The following is a 23,625-nucleotide window of genomic DNA, read 5'->3' on the forward strand; positions in this document are numbered from 1 at the left end:
CCTCAATCGCCCTCGTCCTCGTAGCCGACCAGATGCAGCGGTCGTGCAGCGATGCCTTCGAGTTCGCACCAGCGCACCAGCGCTTCCTCGCGGCCATGCGTCACCCAGATTTCCTCGGCTCCGGTCTCCTTGATGGTGGCGGTCAGTTCGTCCCAGTCGGCGTGGTCCGAGATGATCAGCGGCAGCTCTACGCCGCCTTGCTTGGCGCGTTGGCGGATGCGCATCCAGCCTGAGGCAAAGCACGAGATCGGATCGGGAAAGCGCCTCGCCCAGCGGTCTGCGAAAGCCGAAGGCGGACCGACCACGATGGCGCCCGCGAAATCCTGCTTGCCGCCCTCCACCGTTGCCGGTTCGAGCGTTCCAAGGTCGATGCCCTGGCTCTGGTAATATTCGCTGAGCCTGGCCAGCGCGCCATGGATGTAGATATGCCTGTCGTAGCCGGCGTCGCGCAACAGCCGCATCACCCGCTGCGCCTTTCCCAGCGCATAGGCGCCGACCAGATGCGAGCGTTCGGGAAACTGCGCCGCCGATTTCAGCAGGCGGGCGATCTCTTCCGTGTCGGGTGGATGGCGAAACACCGGCAGGCCGAAAGTCGCCTCGGTGATGAACACATCGCATGGGATCGGCTCGAACGGGGCGCAGGTCGCGTCTTTCTGCCGTTTGTAATCGCCGGAGGCGACGATGCGCGTGCCCTGGTGCTCGACGGCGATCTGCGCCGAGCCGAGCACATGGCCGGCTGGATGGAAGCTGATGCTGACACCGTCCAGGGCAATCGTCTCGCCCAGCTGTGCTGCTTGCGTTGTGTCGGCAAAATCCTCGCCATAGCGCAGGCCCATGATGTCGAGCGTCTGTTGTGTGGCCAGCACCGAGCGGTGGCCGGAACGCGCATGATCGGAATGGCCATGCGTGATCAGCGCCCGGTTCACCGGCCGCACCGGGTCGATGAAGAAATCACCTGGTGGGCAATAGAGGCCCTCGGGCCGGGGATGGAGCAGGTCTGAGGCGCGCATGATCCTCAAGATAGGATATAATTCCGCTGCGGGAAGCCTGTTGTATGTGACTGCTGACTCCCGCATACAGCACCGTCGGCTTCCATCCGCCGACAGGATCCATCGCCCAGGACCCCATTGCCATGAAACCGCTTCAGGCCTCGTCCGGCGACTTGAACGCCGATCGCCGTGCCGATTATGCCGAGATGCTGCATGCGGACGGCGATCATGCCGCGGCGGCGGAATTGCTGCTCGGTGCACTGGAACTGAAGCCGCAGTGGGCGATGGGCTGGTTTCGCCTCGGCGAAATGCAGCAGGCTGCGGGTGCGCCGGACCTCGCCGCGCAGGCTTGGGCGATGTCGCTGCAACTCGATCCGACGGATCGTCAAGGCGCCGCACTGAACCTGCAATTGATCGGCAAGGCGCCGCAGACCGACGCGCTGCCCAGCGCCTTCGTCGAGACGCTGTTCGACCACTATGCCGACAGCTTCGAGGAATCACTGGTCGACAGGCTGGGGTATCGTCTGCCCGAATTGCTCGATCGGGCCATTCGGTCGGCAAGACCGGGCCGCTTCCCGCTGGCGCTCGATCTCGGCTGCGGCACCGGGCTTATGGGGCAGAGGCTGCGGCCGATCGCCGATTGGTTGGAGGGGTATGATATTTCGGCCAGGATGCTGAAGCAGGCGCGGGCCAAGGGCGTCTACGACTTCCTCAGCAAGGCCGATCTGCGGGATTTTTCCTATGCCGGCCCGAAAGCCGATCTGGTGGCGGTGGCCGACGTCTTCATCTATGTCGGCGCGCTCGACGGCGTGGTGAAGACGGTTGCCGGCTTGCTTGCCGGCGATGGCTTGTTCGCCTTTTCCGTCGAGAGCCTGATTGGCAATGGCGATTTTGCGTTGCTGCCATCGCGCCGCTACGCGCATTCGGAACATTATGTGCGTGAAATCCTGGCTGCCAACGGGTTTTCGATCCTGTCGCTGGAAACGACCGTGATCCGGCAGGACCGCCGGGAACCCGTCAACGGGTTGGTCGTTGTGGCAGGCAAGCTACCGGCGGACGAGGCTGCGATCCCCTCCAGTCGCGGCCGCAGATAATCCGTGCTGCGAAAAAGTCTGATTTGCATGCGCGTCTGATATTTGCGATCTGGTCGCATCAAGGCGGGATATCAGGAGGAGCAGAGTCGATGCGCTGGAACATGATTGTCTTGGCATCTTGCCTGGTGACCGCCGGCTGTGCGGGCAGTTCGATGGCTGAGAGGCAGGACGCCGACATCCAGTCCTCCCTGCAATATGACAGCGTGCCCTGCGGCCAGCTGCTGGCGCAGCGCAACGCGCTGGCACAGCAACACAATTTGTCGACGAAGGCGAAGCCCACCTTCTCCAATCCGGCGATGGGCTTCGGCCCGTTCATGCCGGATGTGCGCTCCAAGGCCAAGCAGGACGCCGACAAGGCGACCGGCCAGATGGATGCCATGAACCGGTCGATCGATCGTCGCGATTGCGGCAAGCCAGACCAGCGGAAGAAACTGCTGCCTGGCTAGGATCGGGCAGGCGCCGCTCTCTATGCTTTGACGCAATTCCCTGAGGGAAAACGCTACCCGCTTTTCCCGGGAAAGCCGTTTCACGCATTTCCTGGAATTGCTTAATACCCAGCTTTGCGGTCCACCAGATTGTCGAGCTTTTCGCCGCGCTCGAAAGCGTCCATCTGGCGCAGCATGATCGGCACCAGGTGGACGGGGTCGGAGGTCGCCGCCGAGTGCGGCGTCACGAACACTTTCGGATGTCCCCACAGCGGACTGGTCTTCGGCAGCGGTTCGACTTCGAACACATCGAGGCTCGCCTCCTTCAGCGTGCCGTCATCCAGTGCCCGCACGATGTCGGCGTCCTTCTGCAGGCGGCCGCGACCGGCATTGATCAGCACCGAGCCGCCGAGGCCGTTGCGCTTCCTCAGTTCCTTCAGCACGCCGTAATTGATGATGCCATGCGTGTCCGGGGTCAGCGGCAAAAGCACCACCAGAATATCGGTCGCCTTGAGGAAGGGGATCAGTCCCGCCTCGCCGGAGTAGGTCGCTACGCCTTTCATCGGCCGCTCGCTGCGTGACCAGCCATTGACGGCAAAGCCGAGCGACAAAAGCACCGAGGCGGCGGCGCGGCCGAGATTGCCGAGGCCCATGATGCCGACCGAAATGTCGCTGGCTGGCCGCTGCTGCGGCTCGTGCCAGATCTTTTTTGGCTGCTGCGACCGGTAGAGCAGGCCGTGGCGATGATGGTCGAGCACCCGCCAGACGACATATTCGGTCATGTACTGGGTGAGGTTGTCGGCGACGACCTTGACGATCGGCACATCCGGCAGGCCCGGGTCGGCGAAGATATGGTCGACGCCGGCACCGATCGAGAAGATGGCGCGCAGATTGGGCAGCGATGCCAGGATGTTCGGCTTCTGCTTCCACACCACCGCATAGGTGATCGACGGGTCGCTGGCGCCGTCCGGCTCCAGCACCACCTCGCGCTCGGCCGACAAGAGCTCGCGCCAGCGCTGCGGATGAAAACCGGTGACGGCAAGCAGGATGCGGCCTTTTTCCATCAATGGAGTTTCCCTGTTATGCGTGCCCGTTGTCCAGGCTATTCGCTGACGATGCCGACCGGCGCCGTCTCTATCTTGAAGGCAGCCGAGATCAGCGCCCGAGTATAGTCGGTTTGTGGATTTCCAAAAATCTGTTCGGAAGGGCCGGCTTCGACGATCCTGCCATTGCGCATGACGATGACGTCGTTGGCCAGCGCCCGGATGACTTTGAGGTCGTGACTGATGAAAAGATAGGCGAGGTCGTGCTTGGCCTGCAGGCTGCGCAACAGGTCGACGACCTGCGCCTGCACGCTCATGTCGAGCGCCGATGTCGGCTCGTCCAGCATCACGAAGCGCGGGTTGAGCACCATGGCGCGCGCGATGGCGACACGCTGGCGCTGGCCGCCGGAAAACTCGTGCGGGTAGCGGTTGCGGGTAGCGGGATCGAGCCCCACTTCCTTCAGCACGTCGGCGACGCGTGCGTCGCGCTGGTCGGGCGACAGTTTCGGTTCGTGGATCTTCAGGCCTTCCTCGATGATCTCGGCGATCGACATGCGCGGGCTGAGCGAGCCGAACGGGTCCTGGAAGACGATCTGCAATTCGCGCCGCAGCGGCCGCATGGCGTTGAAGGAGAGCTGGTTGATGTCGCGTCCGTTGAACTGGATGCTCCCGGTCGACGAGATCATCCGCGCCAGCGCCAGGCCGAGCGTCGTCTTGCCGGAGCCGGATTCGCCGACCACGCCGAGCGTCTGCCCGGCACGCACGGTGACATCGATGCCGTCGACCGCTTTCACATTGTCGACGGTGCGCCGGAAGAAGCCCTGCTTGATCGGAAACCAGACCTTGATGTCCTTGCCGGTCATGACAGGCTTGGCTGCCGCGTTGGCGGCCGGCGGCTTGCCCTTCGGCTCGGCGGCCAGCAGATGGCGCGTATAGGGGTGTTGCGGATTGGCGAAGATGTCCTTGGTCGGGCCGGTCTCGACGATCTTGCCCTTGGTCATGACGCAGACCCGGTCGGCAATCTTGCGCACGATGCCGAGGTCGTGGGTGATAAACAGCATCGACATGCCTTTGCGGCTTTTCAGCCCGGCCAGCAGCTCGAGGATCTGCGCCTGCACGGTGACGTCGAGTGCCGTCGTCGGCTCGTCGGCGATCAGCAGTTCCGGTTCGTTGGCCAGCGCCATGGCGATCATTACGCGTTGACGCTGGCCGCCGGACAGCTGGTGCGGATAGGCATCGAGGCGCTTTTGCGGATCGCGGATGCCGACCTCGTTGAGCAGGGCCAGCGTGCGGGCCTTGGCCGGGCGGTCGGCCATGCCCTGGTGCAGCTTGAGGATTTCGACGATCTGCTGCTCGATCGTGTGCAGCGGATTGAGCGAGGTCATCGGCTCCTGGAAGATCATGGTGATCTTGTTGCCGCGCACCTGCCGCAACTGCTTCTCGCTCATGGCAAGCAGGTCGGCGCCCTGGAACAGGATCTTTCCCGAGGGATGGCTGGCGCTGGGATAGGGCAACAGCTTCAGCACCGACAGCGCCGACACCGACTTGCCGGAGCCGGATTCGCCGACCAGCGCCACCGTCTCGCCCTTGGCGATGTCGAACGAGATATGGTCGACGGCCAGCGACTGCTGTCCGCCTTGCGCAAAGGCGACGCTGAGGTCTTGTACGCTGAGCAGGGGCGCTTCGCTCATCGGAATGTCTTGCGCGGATCGAAGGCGTCGCGCGTCGCCTCGCCGACGAACACCAGCAGCGACAGCATCAGCGAGATGACGACGAAGCCGGAAATGCCGAGCCACGGCGCATTGAGGTTGCGCTGCGCCTGCTTCAGCAACTCACCGAGCGAGGCGGACCCCGGCGGCAGGCCGAAGCCGAGGTAGTCGAGCGAGGTCAGCGTCGAGATCGAGCCCGAGAGCAGGAAGGGCATGAAGGTCAATGTCGCCACCATGGCGTTGGGCAGCAAATGCCGGAACATGATGGTGCGGTTGGGTACGCCGAGCGCGCGCGCCGCGTTGACATATTCGAAGTTGCGAGCGCGCAGGAACTCGGCCCGCACCACGCCGACCAGCGCCACCCAGGAGAACAACAGCATCAGCCCGAGCAGGATGAAGAAGCCCGGCGGCAGGATGGCGGCGACGATGAGCAGGAGATAGAGCACCGGGATCGCCGACCAGATTTCGATGAAACGCTGGAACAGGAGATCGGTCCAGCCGCCGAAATAACCTTGCACGGCGCCGGCCGCGACGCCGATCAGGGCCGAGCCGGCGGTCAGGATCAGGCCGAACAGCACCGAAATGCGGAAGCCGTAGATGACGCGCGCCAGCACGTCACGCGCCTGGTCGTCGGTGCCGAGCCAGTTCCAGTTGCCGACGATGCAGGCCGGATCGGCCGCCCCTTGCGGATACTGGCTGCAGCGCGCCTTGGCGTCATACTGCCAGGACGGCTTGGCCGGTGCCGCTTCCGGAATGGCGTTGTTGACGGTCTGGTAGGAATAGCGCACCGGCGGCCAGATCATCCAGCCGTTGGCGTTGATCTCGTCCTGGATGACCGGGTCGCGATAGTCGGTGACGGCGTAGAAGCCGCCGAACTTTTCCTCGGGGTAGGCGACCAGCACCGGAAACAGGATTTCGCCCTTGTAGGAGGCGATGATCGGCTTGTCGTTGGCGATGAATTCGGCAAACAGCGACAGCACGAACAGGACGAGGAATATCCACAGCGACCAGTAGCCGCGCCGGTTTGCTCTGAAGTTCTGCAGGCGGCGCTTGTTGAGCGGCGACAGCCACGGCCGCACGATCCGCTCCGGTGCGGCCTCCGTGGTTGCGGTGGTGTCCGACATCAGACGTCTCTCCGCTCGAAATCGATGCGCGGATCGACCCAGGTGTAGAGCAGGTCGGACAGCAATCCGACGAACAGCCCGAGCAGCGAGAATATGTAGAGATTGGCGAACACCACCGGATAGTCGCGCTCGACCACCGACCGGAAGCCGAGCAGGCCGAGGCCATCGAGGGAAAAGATGTTCTCGATCAGCAGCGAGCCGGTGAAGAAGGCCGAGATAAAGGCGCCCGGAAAACCGGCGATCACGATCAGCATGGCGTTGCGGAAGACGTGGCCGTAGAGCACCTGCCGCTCCGACAGGCCCTTGGCGCGCGCCGTCACCACATACTGCTTGCGGATCTCTTCCAGGAACGAGTTCTTGGTCAGCAGCGTCGTGGTGGCGAAGGCCGACAGCACCAGCGCCGTCAGCGGCAAGGTCATGTGCCAGAAATAGTCGATGATCTTGCCGGACCAGGATAGCTGGTCCCAATTGTCGGAGGTGAGGCCGCGCAGCGGAAACCAGTCCCAGAACGACCCGCCGGCAAACAGCACCATCAGCATGATGCCGAACAGGAAGCCTGGAATGGCATAGCCGACGATGACGACGCCGCTGGTCCAGACGTCGAAGGGCGTGCCGTCCTTGACCGCCTTGCGGATGCCGAGCGGAATCGAGATCAGGTAGGACAGAAGCGTGATCCACAGCCCGATCGAGATCGACACCGGCATTTTTTCCAGGATCAGGTTGAGCACCGAAATATCGCGGAAATAGCTGTCGCCGAAATCGAAGCGCGCATAATTCCACAACATCATGCCGAAGCGCTCGAGCGGCGGCTTGTCGAAGCCGAACTGCTTCTCCAGCTTTTTGATGAATTCCGGATCGAGGCCTTGGGCGCCGCGATACTTCGAGCTGACATCACCGGCGACATCGACATTGGCACCACCGACCGCGTCACCGCCGCCGCCGCCGAGGCGATCGCTGCCGCCCTGGTTGGTCAGCCGGGCGATGACCTGCTCGACCGGGCCGCCCGGCGCGAACTGGATGACGGCGAAGGATATCGCCATGATGCCGAACAGGGTCGGGATCATCAACAGGATGCGGCGCAGGATATAAGCGCCCATCAGGTCTTTTGCCCTGCTTGAGCGAACATCTCAGCCTTTGCCAATTTTTGCCGCCTTGCCCTTATCGAACCACCACAGCGTCTCGACCGGAAAGCCGAAATCGGGCTTTTGCTCGACGAAGTCGAACATGTCCCAATAGGCGACGCGGTGATTCGCCAGATAGTATGTTGGAATCCAGTCTAGCCGTGCACGCAAGACCCGGTCGAGCGCCCTGAGTGCGGTGACGAGTTCGTTTCGGCTTCGCGCCTTGCCGGCAGCGACGATCAGCGCGTCGATGGCCTTGCTTTCCGTGCCCGGATAGTTGCGTTGCCCCGGCGTTTTCGCCATTCGGGAATCATAGAGCATCTCCAGGCCGTCGTTAGTCGGCGTCGCTCCGATCGACCAATGCAGCACGGTAAGATCGAAGTCGAAATCACTGTGCCGCTGTTCATACTGTGCCGAATCGACTTGCCGGATCGAGGCGTCGATCCCGATCGCCTTCATATTCTCGGACCATGGGGTGAAGATGCGAACGATGCCGTCATCCTCCGCCAGCATTTCAACCTGCAGGCGCTCACCCTTGTCGTTGACGACGAAACTGCCCGCACGTTTCCAGCCGGCTTGCGCAAGCAATCTCGAAGCCTCGCCCAGGAGCTTGCGGTCATGGCCCGAGCCGTCGGACAGAGGCTGCGTCACGGCTTCGCCAAAGACCTCTGGTGGCAACTCGGCCCGGAACGGCTCGAGCAGGGCCAATTCGCCAGGCGATGGCAGACCTTCGGCCTTATAATCCGACCGTTCGAAGTTCGATTGAGAGCGCTCGTAGGAGCCGTAAAACAGGGCCCGCTTCATCCATTCGAAATCGAAGCATCTGGCGATCGCCCGCCGTACCCGCTCGTCGCGAAATTGGGGACGACGTTGATTCAACGCCACGCCCTGCATGTCTGGCGTCTTCTCACCGGGAAATTCCCGTTTGACGATCTTGCCATCCTTCAGCGCCGGAAAGTCGTATCCGGTCGCCCATACCCGCGCGGTGAATTCCTCGCGAAAATGCGTGTCGCCTTTCTTGAAGGCTTCAAAAGCCGCCTGCCGATCAAGATAGAAGTCGATGCGGATGCGGTCGAAATTGTAGAGGCCACGGTTCACGGCTAGATCGCGACCCCAATAGTCGGCGACGCGGTCATATTCGACAGTCTGTCCGGCTACTACGCGCCCTATCTTGTAAGGCCCCGAGCCTAGCGGCGGTGTCATCGTCGAGGCATCGAAATGATTGGCCGTATAAAAGGCCTTGGACACGATCGGCATTGCCACGATCGCAAGGATGTTCTGCGGCGACTGTTCGCCGTTGAAGGTCAGGTCGAGAGTGGTGGGATCGACCGCGACCGCTTCCGTCATGTACCGCAGCGCCTTGGAAAGGTTTGGATGGCCTTGGTCTTTGTAAAGCTTCAACGCGAAGGCAACGTCTTCAGCGGTCAGCGGCGAACCGTCGTTGAAGCGGGCTTGCGGTCGTAGGCTGAAACGGAAGCCATTGCGGTCTTGCGACAAGGTGACGGACTCGGCAAGCAGGCCATAGACCGCATCCGGCTCATCGAGCGCGCTTGCCATCAGAGAATCGAAACAAAGCTCCGTTCGCGGCGGTGAATCTCCTTTCAACACCAGGGAATTCAATGTGTTGAAAGTCAGGAAGCTCTGATTCAAGGTGGCGTTCGGTGGCGCGAAATTCATCTGGCCGCCCTTGGGCGCGTCCGGATTGACATAGTCGAAATGCGGGAAGTCCGGCTTGTATTTGAGATCGCCGAAAGCCGACAGGCCGTGCAGTTTTACGCCAGTCGGGACGGTGGCGAAGGCTCGGCCGGGCAGCAGGGCGGCGGCGGTGGCGGCACCGCCCAATGCCAGGAAATCGCGGCGGGCAAGGACCGCCATCAATTGCCGCCCTTGTACTTGGCCGCCAGCGCCTTTTCCTTATCGAGGTCGATCCACCACGAATCGATGTCGGCGCCGACATAGGCGGGCTGCTTGTCTGGAAAGCCGAACTTGTCCCAATAGGCCAGCCAGACGGCGGACCGGTGATATTGCGGTACGACGTAGAAGTTCCACAACAGGATACGGTCGAGCGCGTGGGTGGCGGCGACAAGGTCGTCGCGATCGGTGGCGAAGATGATGCGGTCGACCAGCGCGTCGATGATCGGATCCTTGATGCCCATCAGATTGCGCGACCCCGGCGCATCGGCGGCTTTCGAACTCCAGAAGTCGCGTTGCTCGTTGCCCGGCGAATCCGACTGCTGGAGAAGCCCCGTGACGACATCGAAATCGAAATTGTTGACGCGGTTGATGTACTGCGTCTGGTCGATGATGCGCAGCGTGGCGTCGACACCGATCTTGCGCAGATTGTCGATATAGGGGCTGGCGATCACCTGGTCGGTGTCGTTCCAGCCGAGAATTTCGAACTTGAACGGCGCTCCGGTCTTGGCATTGACCATCTTGCCGCCCTTGATCACCCAGCCGGCCTTGGCGAACAGATCAACCGCCTGTTTCAGGTACTTTCGTTCCGATTGCGGGGAATCGTAGACCGGCAGCTTGAATTCCTGGGTGAAGAGTTCGGGCGGCAGCTTGTCGCGATATTTTTCCAGGATTTCCAGCTCCTTGCCTTGCGGCAATCCGCTCGATGCCAGTTCGGTACCCAGGAAATAGCTCGATGTGCGGGTGTTGAAGCCGAAGAACAGCGTGCGGTTCATGCTCTCGAAATCGAACGGGATTGTCAGCGCTTCACGCACCAGCCGGTCCTGGAACAGCGGCCGCCGCTGGTTGAGGACGAAACCCTGCATCGCCTGTGGCGCCTGGGTCTGGAAGTCCTTCTTGACGACATCACCGGCTTTGAATGCAGGAAAATTGTAAGCCGTTGCCCATTTGCGCGAGCTGTATTCGCGGTTGATGTCTTCCAGCCCGCCCTTGGTGAAGGCCAGCCAGGCGGCGTTGTCGTCGAGTATATAGGTGTAGCGTCGCGTGTCGAAATTCTCGCGGCCGATCTTCACCGGCAGTTTGGCTGCCCAGTAGTCGGGCACGCGCTGCCAGATGATTTCCGAGCCGGGCTTGAAACTGGCGATCTTGTAGGCGGCCGAACCGAGCGGAATTTCCAGCGTCGGCTTGGTCACGTCGCGCTTCTTGCCGTTGGCATCGGTGCCTTCCCACCAGTGTTTCGGCAGCACGGCAAGATCGCCGATGATCTTCGGCAATTCCCGGTTGCCCTTCTGGTTGAAATGGAACTCGACCTCGCGGTCGGAGACGGCGACCGCATCGGTGACGTTTTCGAAATAGCGGCTGTATTGCGGGCTGTTCGCCTTCAGCACCTGGAACGACCAGATCACGTCGTCGACGGTGATCGGATGGCCGTCATGCCATTTGGCGCGCGGGTCGAGCCGGTAGGTCGCGGAGGAATAGTCGGCCGGATATTTGTAGGCTTCGGCGATCAGCGGATGGCTGGTGCTGCCTTCGTCGGTCGCCTGCTCCATCAGAGTGTCATAGAGCAGGCCCCCGCCGAATCCGACCAGTCCGGCGGCCGGCGATCCCTGGACGATATAGGGGTTGAAGCTGTCATAGGTGCCGGGCACCACCGAATTCAGCGTGCCTCCCTTGGGCGCGTTCGGGTTGACGTAGTCGTAGTGCTGGAAATTGTCGCCGTATTTGGACTCGCCGATCAGCGAGGAGGTGGTGCGCCATTCGTCGGCTTGTGTCGCTTGCAATCCTGCCGCCAGCAGGGCTGCCGCCAGCAACGATTTGAGAAGCGTTCGGCCCACCGTCATGCACTGTCCTCTTCGCGCTGCGTGTCCATCCCAGAAAGGCAATCTAGTTGATTTGCCGCTCGTGAAAACCGCAATGCGCGGCTTTGTCGCTGCATATGCGATCTTGCTAACAAAAAAGCCGGGCTGAACCCGGCTTTTTCAAGATCGTTGAGGTTACAATTTGTTTATTGGGCAGGCGCCGGTGCCGGAGCGGCTGGAGCCGGGGCGGCGGGGGCTGGCGCGGCCGGAGCCGCCGGCTTGGCGGGAGCAGCACCCTCGGCCGGCTTGGCCGGGGCGGCTGCTTCGGCAGGCTTGGCGGGTGCCGTTGCGTCGGCTGCGGCCCCTGGCGCCGGCAGCGGCTTGGGATTGTCGGACAGCGTGCGCAGATAGGCGATGACGTTGGCGCGGTCCTCGTCCTTGGGCAGGCCGGCAAAGCCCATGGCCGTGCCCTTCACGAATTTCTTCGGCGAGGTGATGAAGTGGTTGATGTTGTCATAGGTCCACTTCTCGGTGCCGCCCTTGGAGAATTCCTTCATGCCGGCCGAATAGGCAAAGCCTTCATGCTCGCCAACTGGACGGTCGATGAGATCCCACAGATCGGGGCCGACCTTGTTGGGGCCGCCCTTTTCACCGGAATGGCAGGCCTGGCACTTCTTGAACACGGCAGCGCCCGCTTCGACATTGGCGGTCGCCAGAAGGTCGGCAATCGGCTTGGCTTCGGCAGCCGGAGCGGCCGGGCCGCCTTCGGCGGGCTCGGTGGCTTCGATGGCGAAGCCGGGCTTTTCCGGCGCCGGCGAGGCAAACAGCGCATCGGACACAAGGCCAACCGAGAAGACCACGAAAACAGTTCCGAGCAATCCGGCGAGCAGCTTGTTGACTTCGTTGGAATCCATACGCCCCTTGCTCCCTTTTCCGGCGGACCGATCCGTCCACTCCGTCCGTCGGTATCGTGACCCACCCTGCTAAGGCGGTCAAATCGGGCGGAAACTAGGTCTTTTGCTCCGGCGTTGCAACACCTATAAGGGCGCTTCCAGTGAGACCTTTTGCCACTTTTCCCTTCCCCTTTTGAGACGCCGTGCAACGCGCATGTCCACGCTGATCCTGATCCCGGCCCGCATGGCCTCGACCCGCCTGCCGGGCAAGCCGCTGGCCGACATCGCCGGCGCGCCGATGATCGTCCATGTTGCCCGCCGCGCGGCCGAGGCCGGCCTCGGCCGGGTCGTGGTGGCGACCGACACGCAAAGCGTGGCGGAAGCGGTGCGCGCGCATGGTTTCGAGGCCGTGATGACGCGCATGGATCACGAATCCGGCTCCGATCGCATCCACGAGGCCTTGGTTGCGCTTGATCCCGAACGCAAGGTCGAAACGATCGTCAATGTGCAAGGCGATTTGCCGACAATCGATCCGGAAATCATCGCCGCGTCGCTCAGGCCGTTCGAGGACAGGGCGGTGGATATCGCCACGCTCGGCGTCGAGATCGTCCGCGACGAGGAAAAGACCAATCCCAACGTCGTCAAGATCGTCGGCTCGCCGCTCTCCGGCACCAGGCTGAGGGCGCTCTATTTCACCCGCGCCACCGCACCATGGGGCGAGGGCGCGCTGTACCACCATGTCGGCCTCTACGCCTATCGGCGCGCAGCACTCGAGCGCTTCGTGGCGCTGAAGCCGTCGCCGCTCGAACGGCGCGAACGGCTGGAACAGCTGCGGGCACTGGAAGCCGGTATGCGCATCGATGCCGAGATCGTGCGTTCATTGCCGCTTGGCGTCGACACGCCGCAAGACCTCGAACGCGCCAGAACCATCCTTTCACACTGAACCATCCCTTCGAACAGAGACACTTTGAACCGAGTACTTGGGCATGCCTGAAAAGACCAACAGAATATCCTTCCAGGGCGAGCCGGGCGCCAATTCCGACACCGCCAGCCGCAACGTCTATCCCTCGATGGATCCGTTGCCGTGCCCAACCTTCGAGGATGCGTTCAAAGCGGTCGAGACGGGCAAGGCCGACCTCGCCATGATCCCGATCGAGAACACCATCGCCGGGCGCGTCGCCGACATCCACCATCTGTTGCCGGAATCAAGGCTGCACATCGTCGGCGAATATTTCCTGCCAATCCATTTCCAGCTGATGGTGCTGCCCGGCGTCAAACGCAACGAGATCAAGACCGTGCACAGCCACATCCACGCGCTTGGCCAGTGCCGCAAATACATCCGCAAGAATGGCTGGAAGCCGGTGGTCGCCGGCGATACGGCGGGTTCGGCGAAGCTGGTTTCGGAGGTCAAGGACCGCACCATGGCGTCGCTCGCCCCGGCGCTCGCGGCAGAGCTCTACGGGCTCGACATCATTGAGGAGAATGTCGAGGACACCGATTCCAACGTCACCCGCTTTGTCGTTCTGACCAAGAACAAGCAATGGGCCGAACGCCCGTCAGCCGACACCAAGATGATGACGACATTCATCTTCCGCGTCCGCAACGTGCCGGCCGCGCTCTACAAGGCAATGGGCGGTTTCGCCACCAACGGCATCAACATGACCAAGCTGGAGAGCTACCAGTTGGGGGCGTTCACCGCGACGCTGTTTTACGCCGACATTGAGGGCCATCCCGACGATCCGCTGGTCAAGCTGGCGCTGGACGAGCTTCGTTTCTTCTCCCGCGAAGTGCGGATCCTGGGCGTCTATCCGGCCAGTGAGTCACGCGAGCAGTGGAAGGTGGCTGACTAAATCACCGCACCCAGCGGCACGTAGTCGATCTCCATGAAGGTCTCGACTTCCGGGATCCAGCGGTCGCGCACGAAGGCGACGTGGTCGGGGTGGTCGTTGTATCTGTTGTAGGCGGCCTGGTCGGCGAACTCCATCGAGAAGCCGAAGCGGTAATCGTTCTTCGGGCTGACCTGCCGCAATTGCTCGAAATGCGTGACGCCCCTGATCGCCGACAGGGCTTTCTTGGCGTCGACCAGGAACCTCTTTTCCTTCAGCGAATGCGGCGGATGCTTCAGCGTGAACACGACGGTGTGGCGGATCATTTTCTGCTCCTGCAATGTCTTTCGGTATTGGCTGCCGTCATTCGCTGTCCACCCAGGCGCGGATGAGGTGGTGCGCAATGGCGCCTTTCGGTGGTGTGACCAGATCGCCGGGATGTTCCCTGGTCAGCATCAAGCGCACTTCGTCGCGGGCAAACCAGCGGCAGTCTTCAAGCTCGTTAAGGTCTGCCTGGATGTCGTCGTTGAGCGGCTCGCCGAAGCAGCCGATCATCAGCGAATAGGGAAACGGCCAGGGCTGGCTGGCGTGGTAGACGACACGGCCAAGCCTGATGCCGGCCTCCTCCAGCGTCTCGCGGCGCACCGCGGCTTCGATCGTCTCGCCCGGCTCGATGAAGCCGGCAAGGGCCGAATACATGCCCGGTCCGAAATGCCGGCCGCGCCCGAGCAGGCATTTCTCCCGCGTCGCCGTCAGCATGATCGCCACCGGGTCGGTGCGGGGAAAATGCTCGGTGCCGCAATTTGGGCAATGCCGTTTGTAGCCGCCGGCCCGCATCTGTGATTCGGTGCCGCATTTGCTGCAGAAGCGATGGCTTGCATGCCAGGCGAGCAGGGCAGCGCCTTGCGCCATCGCGCCGGCGGCCGCCTCATCGATCAGCCCTTGCATGTAGACCGAGCGGTAGTCGATCGCCTTGACGGTCTCGGGCAAATGTTCGGCCTCGACGCCGGCCGGTATCGCCAGGATGGGTCCCAGGTCGGAAAAGCCGAGCAGGACGCCGTGGGCGAAGGAAACCTTGAACGGCTCGCTCTCGGCGGCGCGAAACCAGGGGTCGAGGCCGCCACCATCGCCGAGCTTCAGGTAGAGTCGGCCGCCATTCATCAGAAGCAGCCGCGTCGTCGGATCGACCAGCGCCTTGTCGACGGAATCGTCGGCGCGGTTTTCGGATTGCCGGTCGATGATGTTGCCGGCAAAGCCGACGAACTGGCTCGGCTCGCGCAGCGGCGCGTCAAACAGGCGGAAGCTCATGCGGACTCTGATGCTTTGGGATGGACACGGGGAAGGCTTATAGCGCCGCCCTTATCGTTTGGGCAAACCGGCGCAGGTCGGAACGCTGATAGGGCTCGCGCAGGCCGTGTCCCCACACCGGGCCTGGCCAGCCGGGATCGCCCTCTGAACGCGCGACGACATGGATGTGCAGTTGGCGCACGATGTTGCCGAGCGCGCCGGTGTTGATCTTGGTGCAGCCGGTCGCCTTCTTCAGCGCCTGCGCCACCATATTGGTCTCGAAGGTCAGCATTGCCTGGTCGAGCGGCGTCATGTCGTGGATTTCTTCCGCGCCCGGCCGCTGCGGCACCAGCAGCAGCCATGGCCAGCGCCGGTCGTTCATCACCCGCAATTCGCACAGCCCAAGCCACATCAACTGTTCGCTGTCCGCCTCCAGCCGGGCATCCAGCGTGAATCCGGCCTTAAGGCCCGGCAGCATCGGCGTTTCCCTTGCTTTTCTTGGTTTCCTCAAACTCATAAACGCTAGAGCGGCTGCAACAGGGCTGCAAGCGAATCATTGATCCCCAGCGGTTCGTGATGCCGATTCGCCTGCGCACTTGCATTTCATCGCCGAATTGCCGATATGGACAGCGGGAGGTTGGTGGTGGACGATCCACTCGCCAACCGGGTCAGGTCCGGAAGGAAGCAGCCCTAACGAGCCCGGAACGGGTCATTGTTCCAGCCTCCCACCTCATCGGCTCCTCTCGCGACATTGACGACGCATTGCTGCGCGGGCGAGACTATGCGCAGAAATAGGCCGCCTTCGGGCGCGGCCCTTTGGAGCTTTACGGGCGAATGAGCGAAGCCGGAAATTCGGGAACGGACAAGGCCGCCGCCTATCGGGTGCTGGCGCGCAAGTACCGTCCTTCGAACTTCTCCGAGCTGGTCGGCCAGGAGCCGATGGTGCGTACCCTCACCAACGCCTTTGCCACCGGCCGCATTGCCCAGGCCTGGATGCTGACCGGCGTGCGCGGCGTCGGCAAGACCACGACGGCGCGGATACTGGCGCGGGCCCTGAACTATAAAACCCCGACAACGGACCAACCTTCGGTCGACCTTGCCGTACTCGGTGAGCACTGCCAGGCGATCATGGAAGGCCGCCATGTCGACGTCATCGAGATGGATGCCGCCTCGCACACCGGCATCGACGACATCAGGGACATCATCGAGCGCGTGCGCTACGCGCCGGTCTCGGCCCGCTACAAGGTCTACATCATCGACGAAGTGCACATGCTTTCCACGCAGGCCTTCAACGGCCTGCTGAAGACGCTGGAAGAGCCGCCGCCGCACGTCAAATTCATCTTCGCCACCACCGAAATCCGCAAGGTTCCGATCACCGTCCTGTCGCGCTGCCAGCGCTTTGACCTCAGGCGCATCGATGCCGGCGCGCTGGTCGCGCACCTCTCCTCGATCTCGGCCAAGGAAGGCATTTCGGTCGACGACGACGCGCTGGCAATGATCGCACGCGCAGCCGAAGGGTCGGCCCGTGATTCGCTCTCCATCCTCGACCAGGCGATCGCCCATGGCGCGGGCTCGGTCAGCGCCGACGCGGTCCGGGCGATGCTGGGGCTGGCCGACCGTGCCCGCATCGTCGACCTGTTCGAACATGTGATGAAGGGCGATGTGGCCGCCGCTCTTGGGGAATTCCGCGCACAGTACGACACCGGCGCCGATCCGGCTGCCGTGCTGACCGATCTTGCCGAGTTCAACCACCTCGTCACCCGGCTGCGTTTCGTGCCGTCGGCTGTCGACGACGCTGCGCTGTCGCAGGACGAGCGGCAACGCGGCGCGGATTTCGCCAGGACGCTGTCGGTCAGGGTGCTGTCGCGGACCTGGCAGATGCTGCTCAAGGGCATCCCGGAGGTGCAGTCCTCCAACCGGCCGGTGAGCGCCGCCGAGATGGTGCTGATCCGGCTGGCCCACGCCGCCGACCTGCCGACCCTGGACGAGGCCTTGAGATCGCTTGAGGGCTCAGCGCCGGTTCCAAATGGCGCGTCGCGCCCCAACGGCGCGCCCACGGGTTCCGGCAATGGTGGCGGCGCCAGCGCGGTTGCACAGACCCGCATGCCATCCGCGCCAGGCGGCGCGCAGACCATGCGGCTGGTCGAGGTCACGCCCGCGCCCGCCGCTTTCGTCGCGCCCCCGCAACCGGTCCTGGAGACGCCGCAGGTTCCGCTGAAATCGCTGGCCGACATCATTGCTCTTGCCGACGCGCAGCGTGACATCGCCTTCAAGGTGCTAGTCAAGAGCTGTATCCGTCTCGTTCGCATCGAGCCCGGCCGCATCGACGTCGGTCTGACCGCTGATGCGCCCAAGATGCTGCTCAACGACCTGACGACGAAACTGCGCGCCTGGACCGGCCGCAGCTGGCTGGTCTCGCTGTCGAAGGAAGAGGGCGGCCAGACGCTCGCCGAAATGGAATCGACCAAGCGCGAGACCGCCTTCCTCGATGCCAAGAGCGATCCTACGGTCGCCGCCATTCTGGCGCGGTTCCCCGGCGCCAAGATCATCGACGTGCGCATTCCCGACTCGCCGGAAGCCGATACGACCGAGGCCGAAGTGCCGGTCGAGCCGCCAGCGGACGACGACGAAACCTGACAAGAGCCACGAATCCGCAAAGGACGCGACCATGAAAGATCTTCTCGGCCTGATGGGCAAGGCGAAGGAAATGCAGGCCAAGTTCCAGGCCATGCAGGACGAGATCGCCACGCTGGAAGCATCCGGCCAGGCCGGCGGCGGCCTGGTCAACGTGACGCTGACCGGAAAATTCGAGATGAAGTCGCTGAAGATCGATCGCTCCCTGTTCAAGGAGGATGATGTCGAGATCCTGGAGGACCTGGTGCTCGCCGCCCACAACGACGCCAAGACCAAGGTCGAGCAGATCATGCAGGAGAAGACCAAGGCGCTGACCGCCGGCCTGCCGATCCCGCCAGGAATGAAACTGCCCTTCTAACGTTCGGTGGCGCTACGCCCATGATCGAAGAGCCCTCCGAAAGACTAATCGAGCAGCGTGTTCGCAGCAGGATCTACGAGATCCTGGAAATCCTGGCCGATTGCGACGCCGGCGTCGATCTTGTCGGCATCAGGGGCTACTTCGACCTGTTCGAGGATTACGTGCATCGCCCGTCTATCGAGGCCGGCGCGTCGGCACTGTCAAAGGACGAGCGTGTGATCGTGCTCGAGATCGCCGAATTCCTGGAGGCGGCCTGCGAGACAAATCCAGACTTCACCAAGGCCGAATTCATCGAAAGCGACTGGCCGGGAAAGATCGCGCCGACGGCCAGGAACGCACTGGCGCTCTTCCTCAGGCGCGGCCTGTTTTCGGAGAAAATCGAAGAGGTCGAACCTGGTCAGCCGGTCTCGATGGCTGCGGCGCGTTGACAGAATAAAGCCATGCAACTGTGCCAGTTTGGCAACAGTGCCTCGCTAATAACGTTTTAGCCATCATTTTGCCTGAAAGTGTCTCATTCTTGCCGCAGCCTGGGGGCGGGCATCGAAGTGAGGGTTACCTTTTGATTTCCATGCGATGGAAGACGCCGCTGTTGCTCGGCGCCGTCATTTCACCCTTGTTTTTGGCTGCCTGCAGCCAGACCACCTCGCACGGCATGTCCGTCGCCAGCCTGACCGACGCCATCACCCCGAGTTTCCTGAGTTCCCGATCTTACAGTCACACGCCAAAGGACAGGGAATGCCTGGAACGGGCGATGTTCTTCGAGTCCAACCGGTCGAGCCGTGACGGCATGATCGCCGTCGGCACGGTGGTGATGAACCGGCTGCGCTCCGGCAACCACGGCAGCACTATCTGCGAGGTGGTGGGCGAGCCCGGGCAGTTCGCGCCTGGCGTCATGACCCGGCCGATGAATTCGCGGGCCATGCCCGATGTCGAGGAAGCCGCCGACGCCGTGCTCAAGGGCGAGCGCAAGGGCAAGCTGAAGAACACGATGTATTTCCACACCGCCGGGCTGCGTTTCCCTTACAAGAACATGCATTACACCATGGTTGCCGGCGGCAATGCCTTCTACGAGAAGCGTGGCCGCAATTGGCAGCCGCTGCCGGATGAGCCGCAGGTCGCCATTGCCTCGGCGGCGCCCGTGAAGCCGGTAGCACCAGTGACGCTTGTCGCTTCCGCCGAGCCGGTGCGTCCGGCCAAGCCGGCAACCATCCGATCCGCGCCTGCCCAACAGACCTTTGTGACCGCCGCCGTGGTGCCGACCGCGAAACCCCTGCGCACCTCGGCCGAGCCGACGGTGGTGGCGATGCAAGAACCGATGGAGGAACCGGATGCCGCCCGTTTTGGCGGAACTCTGGCCAAGCCGGTCATTTCCTCGGTTGCGAACGCGCCGCAAGAGGCGTCGATGGGATTCCAGTCAACGCCGGAGAACACTGACGCCATCGGCGCGATGATCGCCAGCCAGAGCCGCCCGCTCGAGGTCAACTGATACGTACTCCATGGCCCGCCAGGACAATATGGCGGGTCATGCAGACGCGGGATGTTCCAAAACGCACTGAAAAATCCTAGATCAGAGCGATGTCCAAGCGAATCGCCGGTCCGGAGATCGAACGCCTGATCCAGCTCCTGGCCAAGGTGCCGGGGCTGGGGCCCCGTTCGGCCAGGCGTGCGGCACTGCATCTGATCAAGAAGAAGGAGCAGCTGTTGTCGCCGCTCGCCGCAGCCATGGCCGAGGCTGCCGACAAGGTGCGCATCTGCTCGACCTGCGGCAATGTCGATACGTCGGACCCATGCATGATCTGCACCGATCCGCGCCGTGACGCCGGCACCATCATCGTCGTCGAGGACGTTTCCGACCTATGGGCGCTGGAGCGGGCGGCAGCGATGAATGTGCGCTACCACGTGCTCGGCGGCACGCTGTCGCCGCTCGACGGTATCGGCCCCGACCAGCTCAACATCCGCTCGCTGATCGACCGCGTCGCCGGCGGCGAGGTCATGGAGATCATCCTCGCCGTCAACGCGACGGTCGAGGGTCAGACCACCGCGCACTACCTCACAGATCAGCTGTCCGGCTTCGACATCAAGGTGACACGCCTCGCGCATGGCGTGCCGGTCGGCGGCGAGCTCGACTATCTCGACGAGGGCACGCTGGCTGCCGCACTTCGCTCGCGGACGGCGTTTTGACGCAATTGGCGGAGAAGAGTCTGTGATGAGCGGTTTTCTTCAGGCGATTGCACGCCGACCCACCGGTACGAAGGAACGCCGACCTCGAAGGTTGGCAATTGCTGTCTTCTTGGCAGCACTTTTTGGTCTGTTGGCTGCCCCCGCCTCCGCTGCAAAAATCGACGACCAATTCCGCGCCTGGCTGCAGAACGACCTGTGGCCGGAAGCGAAGGCGAAAGGCATTTCCAAAAAAACCTTCGACGCCGCTTTCGATGGCATCAAGCCCAATCTGAAGCTGCCCGACCTAGTGAAGCCGGGCGAAAAGGCGACCACGCCGCAGAAACAGCATCAGGCCGAATTCGGCTCACCCGGCGCCTATTTCGCCGAGAAGACCATCGGTGCGGTGACGGCCGGCGGTCGGGCGCGCGAAGCGACCAATGCCCGCACGCTGGCCGCCATCGAAAAGCGCTATGGCGTGCCGGGCGAAGTGCTGCTGGCGATCTGGGGCCGTGAAACCGGCTTCGGCGCGGCGAAAATGCCCTATGATGCCTTCGAGGTGCTGGGCACCAAGGCGTTCATGTCGACCAAGAAGGAATTCTTTCGCACGGAGCTTTTGGCCGCACTGGAAATCGTCGAGCGCGGCCTGGCCCCGGTCGGCGCAATGAAGTCATCCTGGGCCGGCGCGCTCGGCCAGCCGCAATTCATGCCGACTTCGTTCCTGAAGCATGCCGTCGATTTCGACGGCGATGGCCGTGTCGACATATGGAATTCGACGCCGGACGTGCTGGCCTCGATCGCCAACTACCTCGTCCACTATGGCTGGGTGAGGGGGCGTGGCTGGGGCTTTGAGGTGACCGTCCCGGAGACGGTCTCCTGTTCGCTGGAGGGTCCGGACCAGGGCAAGACAATTTCGCAATGGGCTGACATGGGCATCAAGCGCGTTGGCGGCAAGCCGTTTCCGGCGAGCGAGCTGAAAGCCGAAGGCTTCCTGCTGATGCCGGCCGGGCGCAGCGGGCCGGCCTTCATCGCCACCCCCAATTTCTACGTGCTGAAGGAATACAACACCAGCGACCTCTACGCGCTGTTCATCGGCCACGGCGCCGATCGCATCGCCCATGGCGACAGCAATTTTGCCGGCAGCTGGGGCGCGGTCGGCGGGCTCTACCGGTCGGACATCGCCGCCTTGCAGCGGGCGCTGGAGGCCAAGGGCTATGATGTCGGCAGCGCCGACGGGCTGCCCGGCTTCAAGACCCGCCGGTCGATCGGCAAGTGGCAAGCCAGGAACGGCCGCGCCGCCACCTGTTTTCCTGATGCCGATCTGGTCGCGGCGCTGAAGTAGCTCCGATATTTAGCAGATTTTTCCCGATTGTGGCGGCATCAATTAGCCGGCGCATGCATCGACTCGCCCCAGCCCATTCTGGTCCAATACGCTGTCTTGCAAATGCTCGTTGCGGGCCAGAATGCCGCCGGATATGGTGTTGACCAATTGGACAAAAACCACGACGGTAAGTGGGCAGAGGGCCATTGTCGGCCCTGAAAAGAATACTGCAATCCTGAGCCGGGAACTCAGGTCAACAAAACAGGGAACAATCACAATGATGATGGAAAAGTTTGCTCTACGCTCGCGCATCCTGCTCGCGGGTGCCGCCATGTCCGCGCTGCTTCTGGCCGGCGCGCCAGCGGGCGCGGTCACCCCCGCCGACACCCTGGTCGAAGGTTTCGCGATCGACGACATCATCTCCATGGATCCGGGCGAGGCGTTCGAGTTGTCGACCGCCGAGGTCACCGGCAACACCTATGATCTGCTCGTCCGTCTCGACCTCAGCGACACCTCGAAGGTCAAGGGCGACCTCGCCGAAAGCTGGACCGTTTCCGACGACGGCCTGACCTACACGTTCAAGCTCAAGCCGGGCCTGAAATTCGCCTCGGGCAATCCGATCACCGCGGCCGATGTCGCCTACTCCTTCGAGCGCGCCGTCAAGCTGGACAAGAGCCCGGCCTTCATCATCGGCCAGTTCGGCATCAGTGGGGACAACGTCACCGAGAAGGCCAAGGCGGTCGACGACACCACCTTCCAGTTCGTAGTCGACAAGGCCTATGCACCGAGCTTCGTCTTGAACTGCCTGTCGGCAACCGTTGCTTCGGTGGTCGATGCCAAGCTGGTCAAGGAACATGTCGCCGCGGTCACGCCGAGTGCCGACTACAAATGGGACAATGATTTCGGCAATGCCTGGCTGAAAACCGGCTACGCCGGCTCCGGCGTCTTCAAGCTGCGCGAATGGCGCGCCAACGAAGCCGTCGTCATGGAGCGCAACGACAATTACTTCGGCGAAAAGGCCAAACTTGCCCGCGTCATCTATCGGAACATGAAGGAAAGCTCGGCCCAGCGCCTGGCGCTCGAAGCCGGCGACATCGACGTTGCCCGCAACCTCGAGCCCAACGACCTCGACGCCATTGCCAAGAACGCCGATCTCACATCGACCAGCGCGCCAAAAGGTACGGTCTACTACATCAGCCTCAACCAGAAGAACCCGAACCTCGCCAAACCCGAGGTGCGCCAGGCGTTCAAGTATCTGGTCGACTATGATGCCTTGGGCTCGACCATCCTCAAGGGCATCGGTGAGATCCATCAGACCTTCCTGCCGAAAGGCGTGCTGGGTGAACTCGACGAGAATCCGTTCAAGCTCGACGTTGCCAAGGCCAAGGAATTGCTCGCCAAGGCCGGTCTGCCCGACGGCTTCAGCGTAACCATGGACGTACGCACCGGCCAGCCGACCACCGGCATGGCGGAATCGATCCAGCAGACGCTCGGCCAGGCCGGCATCAAGCTGGAGATCATTCCGGGCGACGGCAAGCAGACGCTGACCAAGTACCGCGCCCGTAACCACGACATCTATATCGGCCAGTGGGGCCAGGATTATTTCGATCCGAACTCCAACGCCCAGACCTTTGCCTCGAACCCGGACAATTCGGATACCGGCAAGTCCCATACGCTTGCCTGGCGCAACGCCTGGGACATTCCGGACCTGACCAAGCAGACGGAAGCAGCGCTGCTCGAGAAGGATGCGGGCAAGCGCGCCGATATGTACAAGGATCTCGAGAAGAAGATCCTCGACACCAGCCCCTTCGTCGTCATCCATCAGCAGCTGGAAGTGGCGGGCCTGCGCAAGAACCTCAAGGGCTTCGCGCTCGGTCCGAGCTTCGACAGCAACTTCGTCGGGCCGGTTTCCAAGGAATAACGCCGACGGACGC

Annotated in this window: 22 protein-coding genes and 1 other RNA gene; 12 read left to right on the forward strand and 11 right to left on the reverse strand. The window is 62.6% G+C overall.

Annotated elements, in window-relative coordinates:
- Window positions 1-2: 2 nt before the first annotated feature.
- Window positions 3-1,010: a ligase-associated DNA damage response exonuclease gene (locus AC1DZP_RS20740; RefSeq protein ID WP_477305016.1), complete on the reverse strand. Its 1,008-nt coding sequence runs from the start codon at window positions 1,008-1,010 to the stop codon at window positions 3-5.
- Between the two features lie 122 nt (window positions 1,011-1,132).
- On the opposite strand from AC1DZP_RS20740, the gene AC1DZP_RS20745 reads away from it, so the two are divergent.
- On the forward strand, window positions 1,133-2,083 hold the full coding sequence (locus AC1DZP_RS20745) for a class I SAM-dependent DNA methyltransferase (protein ID WP_477305018.1): 951 nt from the start codon (window positions 1,133-1,135) through the stop codon (window positions 2,081-2,083).
- Between the two features lie 89 nt (window positions 2,084-2,172).
- Window positions 2,173-2,529, forward strand: a complete 357-nt coding sequence (locus AC1DZP_RS20750; RefSeq protein WP_477305020.1) for a hypothetical protein — start codon at window positions 2,173-2,175, stop codon at window positions 2,527-2,529.
- A 101-nt stretch (window positions 2,530-2,630) separates the two neighbouring features.
- Here the strand turns inward: AC1DZP_RS20750 and AC1DZP_RS20755 are convergent, their stop codons facing one another.
- From AC1DZP_RS20755 to AC1DZP_RS20785, 7 genes are all read right to left on the reverse strand, one after another.
- Window positions 2,631-3,572: a 2-hydroxyacid dehydrogenase gene (locus AC1DZP_RS20755; RefSeq protein ID WP_477305022.1), complete on the reverse strand. Its 942-nt coding sequence runs from the start codon at window positions 3,570-3,572 to the stop codon at window positions 2,631-2,633.
- A gap of 38 nt (window positions 3,573-3,610) precedes the next feature.
- On the reverse strand, window positions 3,611-5,242 hold the full coding sequence (locus AC1DZP_RS20760; RefSeq protein ID WP_477305024.1) for an ABC transporter ATP-binding protein: 1,632 nt from the start codon (window positions 5,240-5,242) through the stop codon (window positions 3,611-3,613).
- A complete protein-coding gene (locus tag AC1DZP_RS20765; protein ID WP_477305026.1) occupies window positions 5,239-6,384 on the reverse strand; it encodes an ABC transporter permease in 1,146 nt (381 codons plus the stop codon). The genes AC1DZP_RS20760 and AC1DZP_RS20765 overlap by 4 nt, the downstream gene beginning before the upstream one ends.
- Window positions 6,384-7,481: a microcin C ABC transporter permease YejB gene (locus AC1DZP_RS20770; protein ID WP_095082500.1), complete on the reverse strand. Its 1,098-nt coding sequence runs from the start codon at window positions 7,479-7,481 to the stop codon at window positions 6,384-6,386. The genes AC1DZP_RS20765 and AC1DZP_RS20770 overlap by 1 nt, the downstream gene beginning before the upstream one ends.
- A 30-nt stretch (window positions 7,482-7,511) precedes the next feature.
- Entirely contained in the window at window positions 7,512-9,380 is a 1,869-nt protein-coding gene (locus AC1DZP_RS20775) for an extracellular solute-binding protein (RefSeq protein ID WP_477225311.1), read from the reverse strand.
- Entirely contained in the window at window positions 9,380-11,257 is a 1,878-nt protein-coding gene (locus AC1DZP_RS20780; protein WP_477305028.1) for an extracellular solute-binding protein, read from the reverse strand. The genes AC1DZP_RS20775 and AC1DZP_RS20780 overlap by 1 nt, the downstream gene beginning before the upstream one ends.
- Before the next feature lie 164 nt (window positions 11,258-11,421).
- Window positions 11,422-12,129, reverse strand: a complete 708-nt coding sequence (locus AC1DZP_RS20785; RefSeq protein WP_095082494.1) for a c-type cytochrome — start codon at window positions 12,127-12,129, stop codon at window positions 11,422-11,424.
- 193 nt (window positions 12,130-12,322) lie between these two features.
- Here AC1DZP_RS20785 and AC1DZP_RS20790 point away from each other — a divergent pair, with 193 nt between their 5' ends.
- Window positions 12,323-13,051: a 3-deoxy-manno-octulosonate cytidylyltransferase gene (locus AC1DZP_RS20790; protein WP_095082492.1), complete on the forward strand. Its 729-nt coding sequence runs from the start codon at window positions 12,323-12,325 to the stop codon at window positions 13,049-13,051.
- Window positions 13,052-13,094: 43 nt separating this feature from the next.
- Window positions 13,095-13,958 (forward strand): prephenate dehydratase, encoded by an 864-nt coding sequence (locus tag AC1DZP_RS20795; protein ID WP_477305030.1) that lies wholly within the window; start codon window positions 13,095-13,097, stop codon window positions 13,956-13,958.
- On the opposite strand, the gene AC1DZP_RS20800 is transcribed toward AC1DZP_RS20795, so the two are convergent.
- From AC1DZP_RS20800 to AC1DZP_RS20810, 3 genes are read right to left on the reverse strand one after another with little or no spacing between them, the layout of a single operon-like run.
- Window positions 13,955-14,260: a Dabb family protein gene (locus AC1DZP_RS20800; protein WP_477305032.1), complete on the reverse strand. Its 306-nt coding sequence runs from the start codon at window positions 14,258-14,260 to the stop codon at window positions 13,955-13,957. The genes AC1DZP_RS20795 and AC1DZP_RS20800 overlap by 4 nt on opposite strands.
- Window positions 14,261-14,297: 37 nt before the next feature.
- Complete coding sequence (gene nudC, locus AC1DZP_RS20805; RefSeq protein WP_477305034.1) at window positions 14,298-15,242, reverse strand: NAD(+) diphosphatase; 945 nt, start codon at window positions 15,240-15,242, stop codon at window positions 14,298-14,300.
- Window positions 15,243-15,279: 37 nt separating this feature from the next.
- A complete protein-coding gene (locus tag AC1DZP_RS20810; protein ID WP_184877469.1) occupies window positions 15,280-15,699 on the reverse strand; it encodes an HIT family protein in 420 nt (139 codons plus the stop codon).
- 154 nt (window positions 15,700-15,853) lie between these two features.
- Here AC1DZP_RS20810 and ffs point away from each other — a divergent pair.
- The 8 genes from ffs to AC1DZP_RS20850 all read left to right on the forward strand — a co-directional run bounded on the left by ffs (window position 15,854) and on the right by AC1DZP_RS20850 (window position 23,612).
- Window positions 15,854-15,950, forward strand: an RNA gene (gene ffs / locus AC1DZP_RS20815) — signal recognition particle sRNA small type.
- A 105-nt stretch (window positions 15,951-16,055) separates the two neighbouring features.
- Window positions 16,056-17,858 carry a DNA polymerase III subunit gamma/tau gene (locus AC1DZP_RS20820; protein ID WP_477305036.1) on the forward strand — a complete coding sequence of 601 codons (1,803 nt, stop codon included), beginning with the start codon at window positions 16,056-16,058 and terminating at the stop codon, window positions 17,856-17,858.
- 31 nt (window positions 17,859-17,889) lie between these two features.
- Window positions 17,890-18,213: a YbaB/EbfC family nucleoid-associated protein gene (locus AC1DZP_RS20825; RefSeq protein ID WP_477225316.1), complete on the forward strand. Its 324-nt coding sequence runs from the start codon at window positions 17,890-17,892 to the stop codon at window positions 18,211-18,213.
- 20 nt (window positions 18,214-18,233) lie between these two features.
- The gene (locus tag AC1DZP_RS20830) at window positions 18,234-18,641 is read left to right on the forward strand and encodes a hypothetical protein (protein WP_457151588.1); all 408 of its coding nucleotides are present in this window, start codon (window positions 18,234-18,236) and stop codon (window positions 18,639-18,641) included.
- Window positions 18,642-18,772: 131 nt separating this feature from the next.
- Entirely contained in the window at window positions 18,773-19,699 is a 927-nt protein-coding gene (locus tag AC1DZP_RS20835; protein WP_457151587.1) for a cell wall hydrolase, read from the forward strand.
- Between the two features lie 89 nt (window positions 19,700-19,788).
- Window positions 19,789-20,394, forward strand: coding sequence for a recombination mediator RecR (gene recR, locus AC1DZP_RS20840; RefSeq protein WP_457151586.1), 606 nt, complete (start codon window positions 19,789-19,791; stop codon window positions 20,392-20,394).
- A gap of 25 nt (window positions 20,395-20,419) precedes the next feature.
- Entirely contained in the window at window positions 20,420-21,712 is a 1,293-nt protein-coding gene (locus tag AC1DZP_RS20845; protein WP_457151585.1) for a lytic murein transglycosylase, read from the forward strand.
- Window positions 21,713-21,968: 256 nt separating this feature from the next.
- Window positions 21,969-23,612 (forward strand): ABC transporter substrate-binding protein, encoded by a 1,644-nt coding sequence (locus tag AC1DZP_RS20850; protein ID WP_477305039.1) that lies wholly within the window; start codon window positions 21,969-21,971, stop codon window positions 23,610-23,612.
- Window positions 23,613-23,625 lie beyond the last annotated feature (13 nt).

This window comes from Mesorhizobium sp. P2_F8, assembly GCF_056403655.1.

Excerpts from the sequence above, each read along its gene's own strand:
- AC1DZP_RS20740 (WP_477305016.1), bottom strand. The coding sequence starts at position 1,010 with ATGCGCGCCTCAGACCTGCTCCATCCCCGGCCCGAGGGCCTCTATTGC.
- AC1DZP_RS20745 (WP_477305018.1), top strand. The coding sequence starts at position 1,133 with ATGAAACCGCTTCAGGCCTCGTCCGGCGACTTGAACGCCGATCGCCGT.
- AC1DZP_RS20750 (WP_477305020.1), top strand. The coding sequence starts at position 2,173 with ATGCGCTGGAACATGATTGTCTTGGCATCTTGCCTGGTGACCGCCGGC.
- AC1DZP_RS20755 (WP_477305022.1), bottom strand. The coding sequence starts at position 3,572 with ATGGAAAAAGGCCGCATCCTGCTTGCCGTCACCGGTTTTCATCCGCAG.
- AC1DZP_RS20760 (WP_477305024.1), bottom strand. The coding sequence starts at position 5,242 with ATGAGCGAAGCGCCCCTGCTCAGCGTACAAGACCTCAGCGTCGCCTTT.
- AC1DZP_RS20765 (WP_477305026.1), bottom strand. The coding sequence starts at position 6,384 with ATGTCGGACACCACCGCAACCACGGAGGCCGCACCGGAGCGGATCGTG.
- AC1DZP_RS20770 (WP_095082500.1), bottom strand. The coding sequence starts at position 7,481 with ATGGGCGCTTATATCCTGCGCCGCATCCTGTTGATGATCCCGACCCTG.
- AC1DZP_RS20775 (WP_477225311.1), bottom strand. The coding sequence starts at position 9,380 with ATGGCGGTCCTTGCCCGCCGCGATTTCCTGGCATTGGGCGGTGCCGCC.
- AC1DZP_RS20780 (WP_477305028.1), bottom strand. The coding sequence starts at position 11,257 with ATGACGGTGGGCCGAACGCTTCTCAAATCGTTGCTGGCGGCAGCCCTG.
- AC1DZP_RS20785 (WP_095082494.1), bottom strand. The coding sequence starts at position 12,129 with ATGGATTCCAACGAAGTCAACAAGCTGCTCGCCGGATTGCTCGGAACT.
- AC1DZP_RS20790 (WP_095082492.1), top strand. The coding sequence starts at position 12,323 with ATGTCCACGCTGATCCTGATCCCGGCCCGCATGGCCTCGACCCGCCTG.
- AC1DZP_RS20795 (WP_477305030.1), top strand. The coding sequence starts at position 13,095 with ATGCCTGAAAAGACCAACAGAATATCCTTCCAGGGCGAGCCGGGCGCC.
- AC1DZP_RS20800 (WP_477305032.1), bottom strand. The coding sequence starts at position 14,260 with ATGATCCGCCACACCGTCGTGTTCACGCTGAAGCATCCGCCGCATTCG.
- nudC (WP_477305034.1), bottom strand. The coding sequence starts at position 15,242 with ATGAGCTTCCGCCTGTTTGACGCGCCGCTGCGCGAGCCGAGCCAGTTC.
- AC1DZP_RS20810 (WP_184877469.1), bottom strand. The coding sequence starts at position 15,699 with ATGCTGCCGGGCCTTAAGGCCGGATTCACGCTGGATGCCCGGCTGGAG.
- AC1DZP_RS20820 (WP_477305036.1), top strand. The coding sequence starts at position 16,056 with ATGAGCGAAGCCGGAAATTCGGGAACGGACAAGGCCGCCGCCTATCGG.
- AC1DZP_RS20825 (WP_477225316.1), top strand. The coding sequence starts at position 17,890 with ATGAAAGATCTTCTCGGCCTGATGGGCAAGGCGAAGGAAATGCAGGCC.
- AC1DZP_RS20830 (WP_457151588.1), top strand. The coding sequence starts at position 18,234 with ATGATCGAAGAGCCCTCCGAAAGACTAATCGAGCAGCGTGTTCGCAGC.
- recR (WP_457151586.1), top strand. The coding sequence starts at position 19,789 with ATGTCCAAGCGAATCGCCGGTCCGGAGATCGAACGCCTGATCCAGCTC.
- AC1DZP_RS20845 (WP_457151585.1), top strand. The coding sequence starts at position 20,420 with ATGAGCGGTTTTCTTCAGGCGATTGCACGCCGACCCACCGGTACGAAG.
- AC1DZP_RS20850 (WP_477305039.1), top strand. The coding sequence starts at position 21,969 with ATGATGATGGAAAAGTTTGCTCTACGCTCGCGCATCCTGCTCGCGGGT.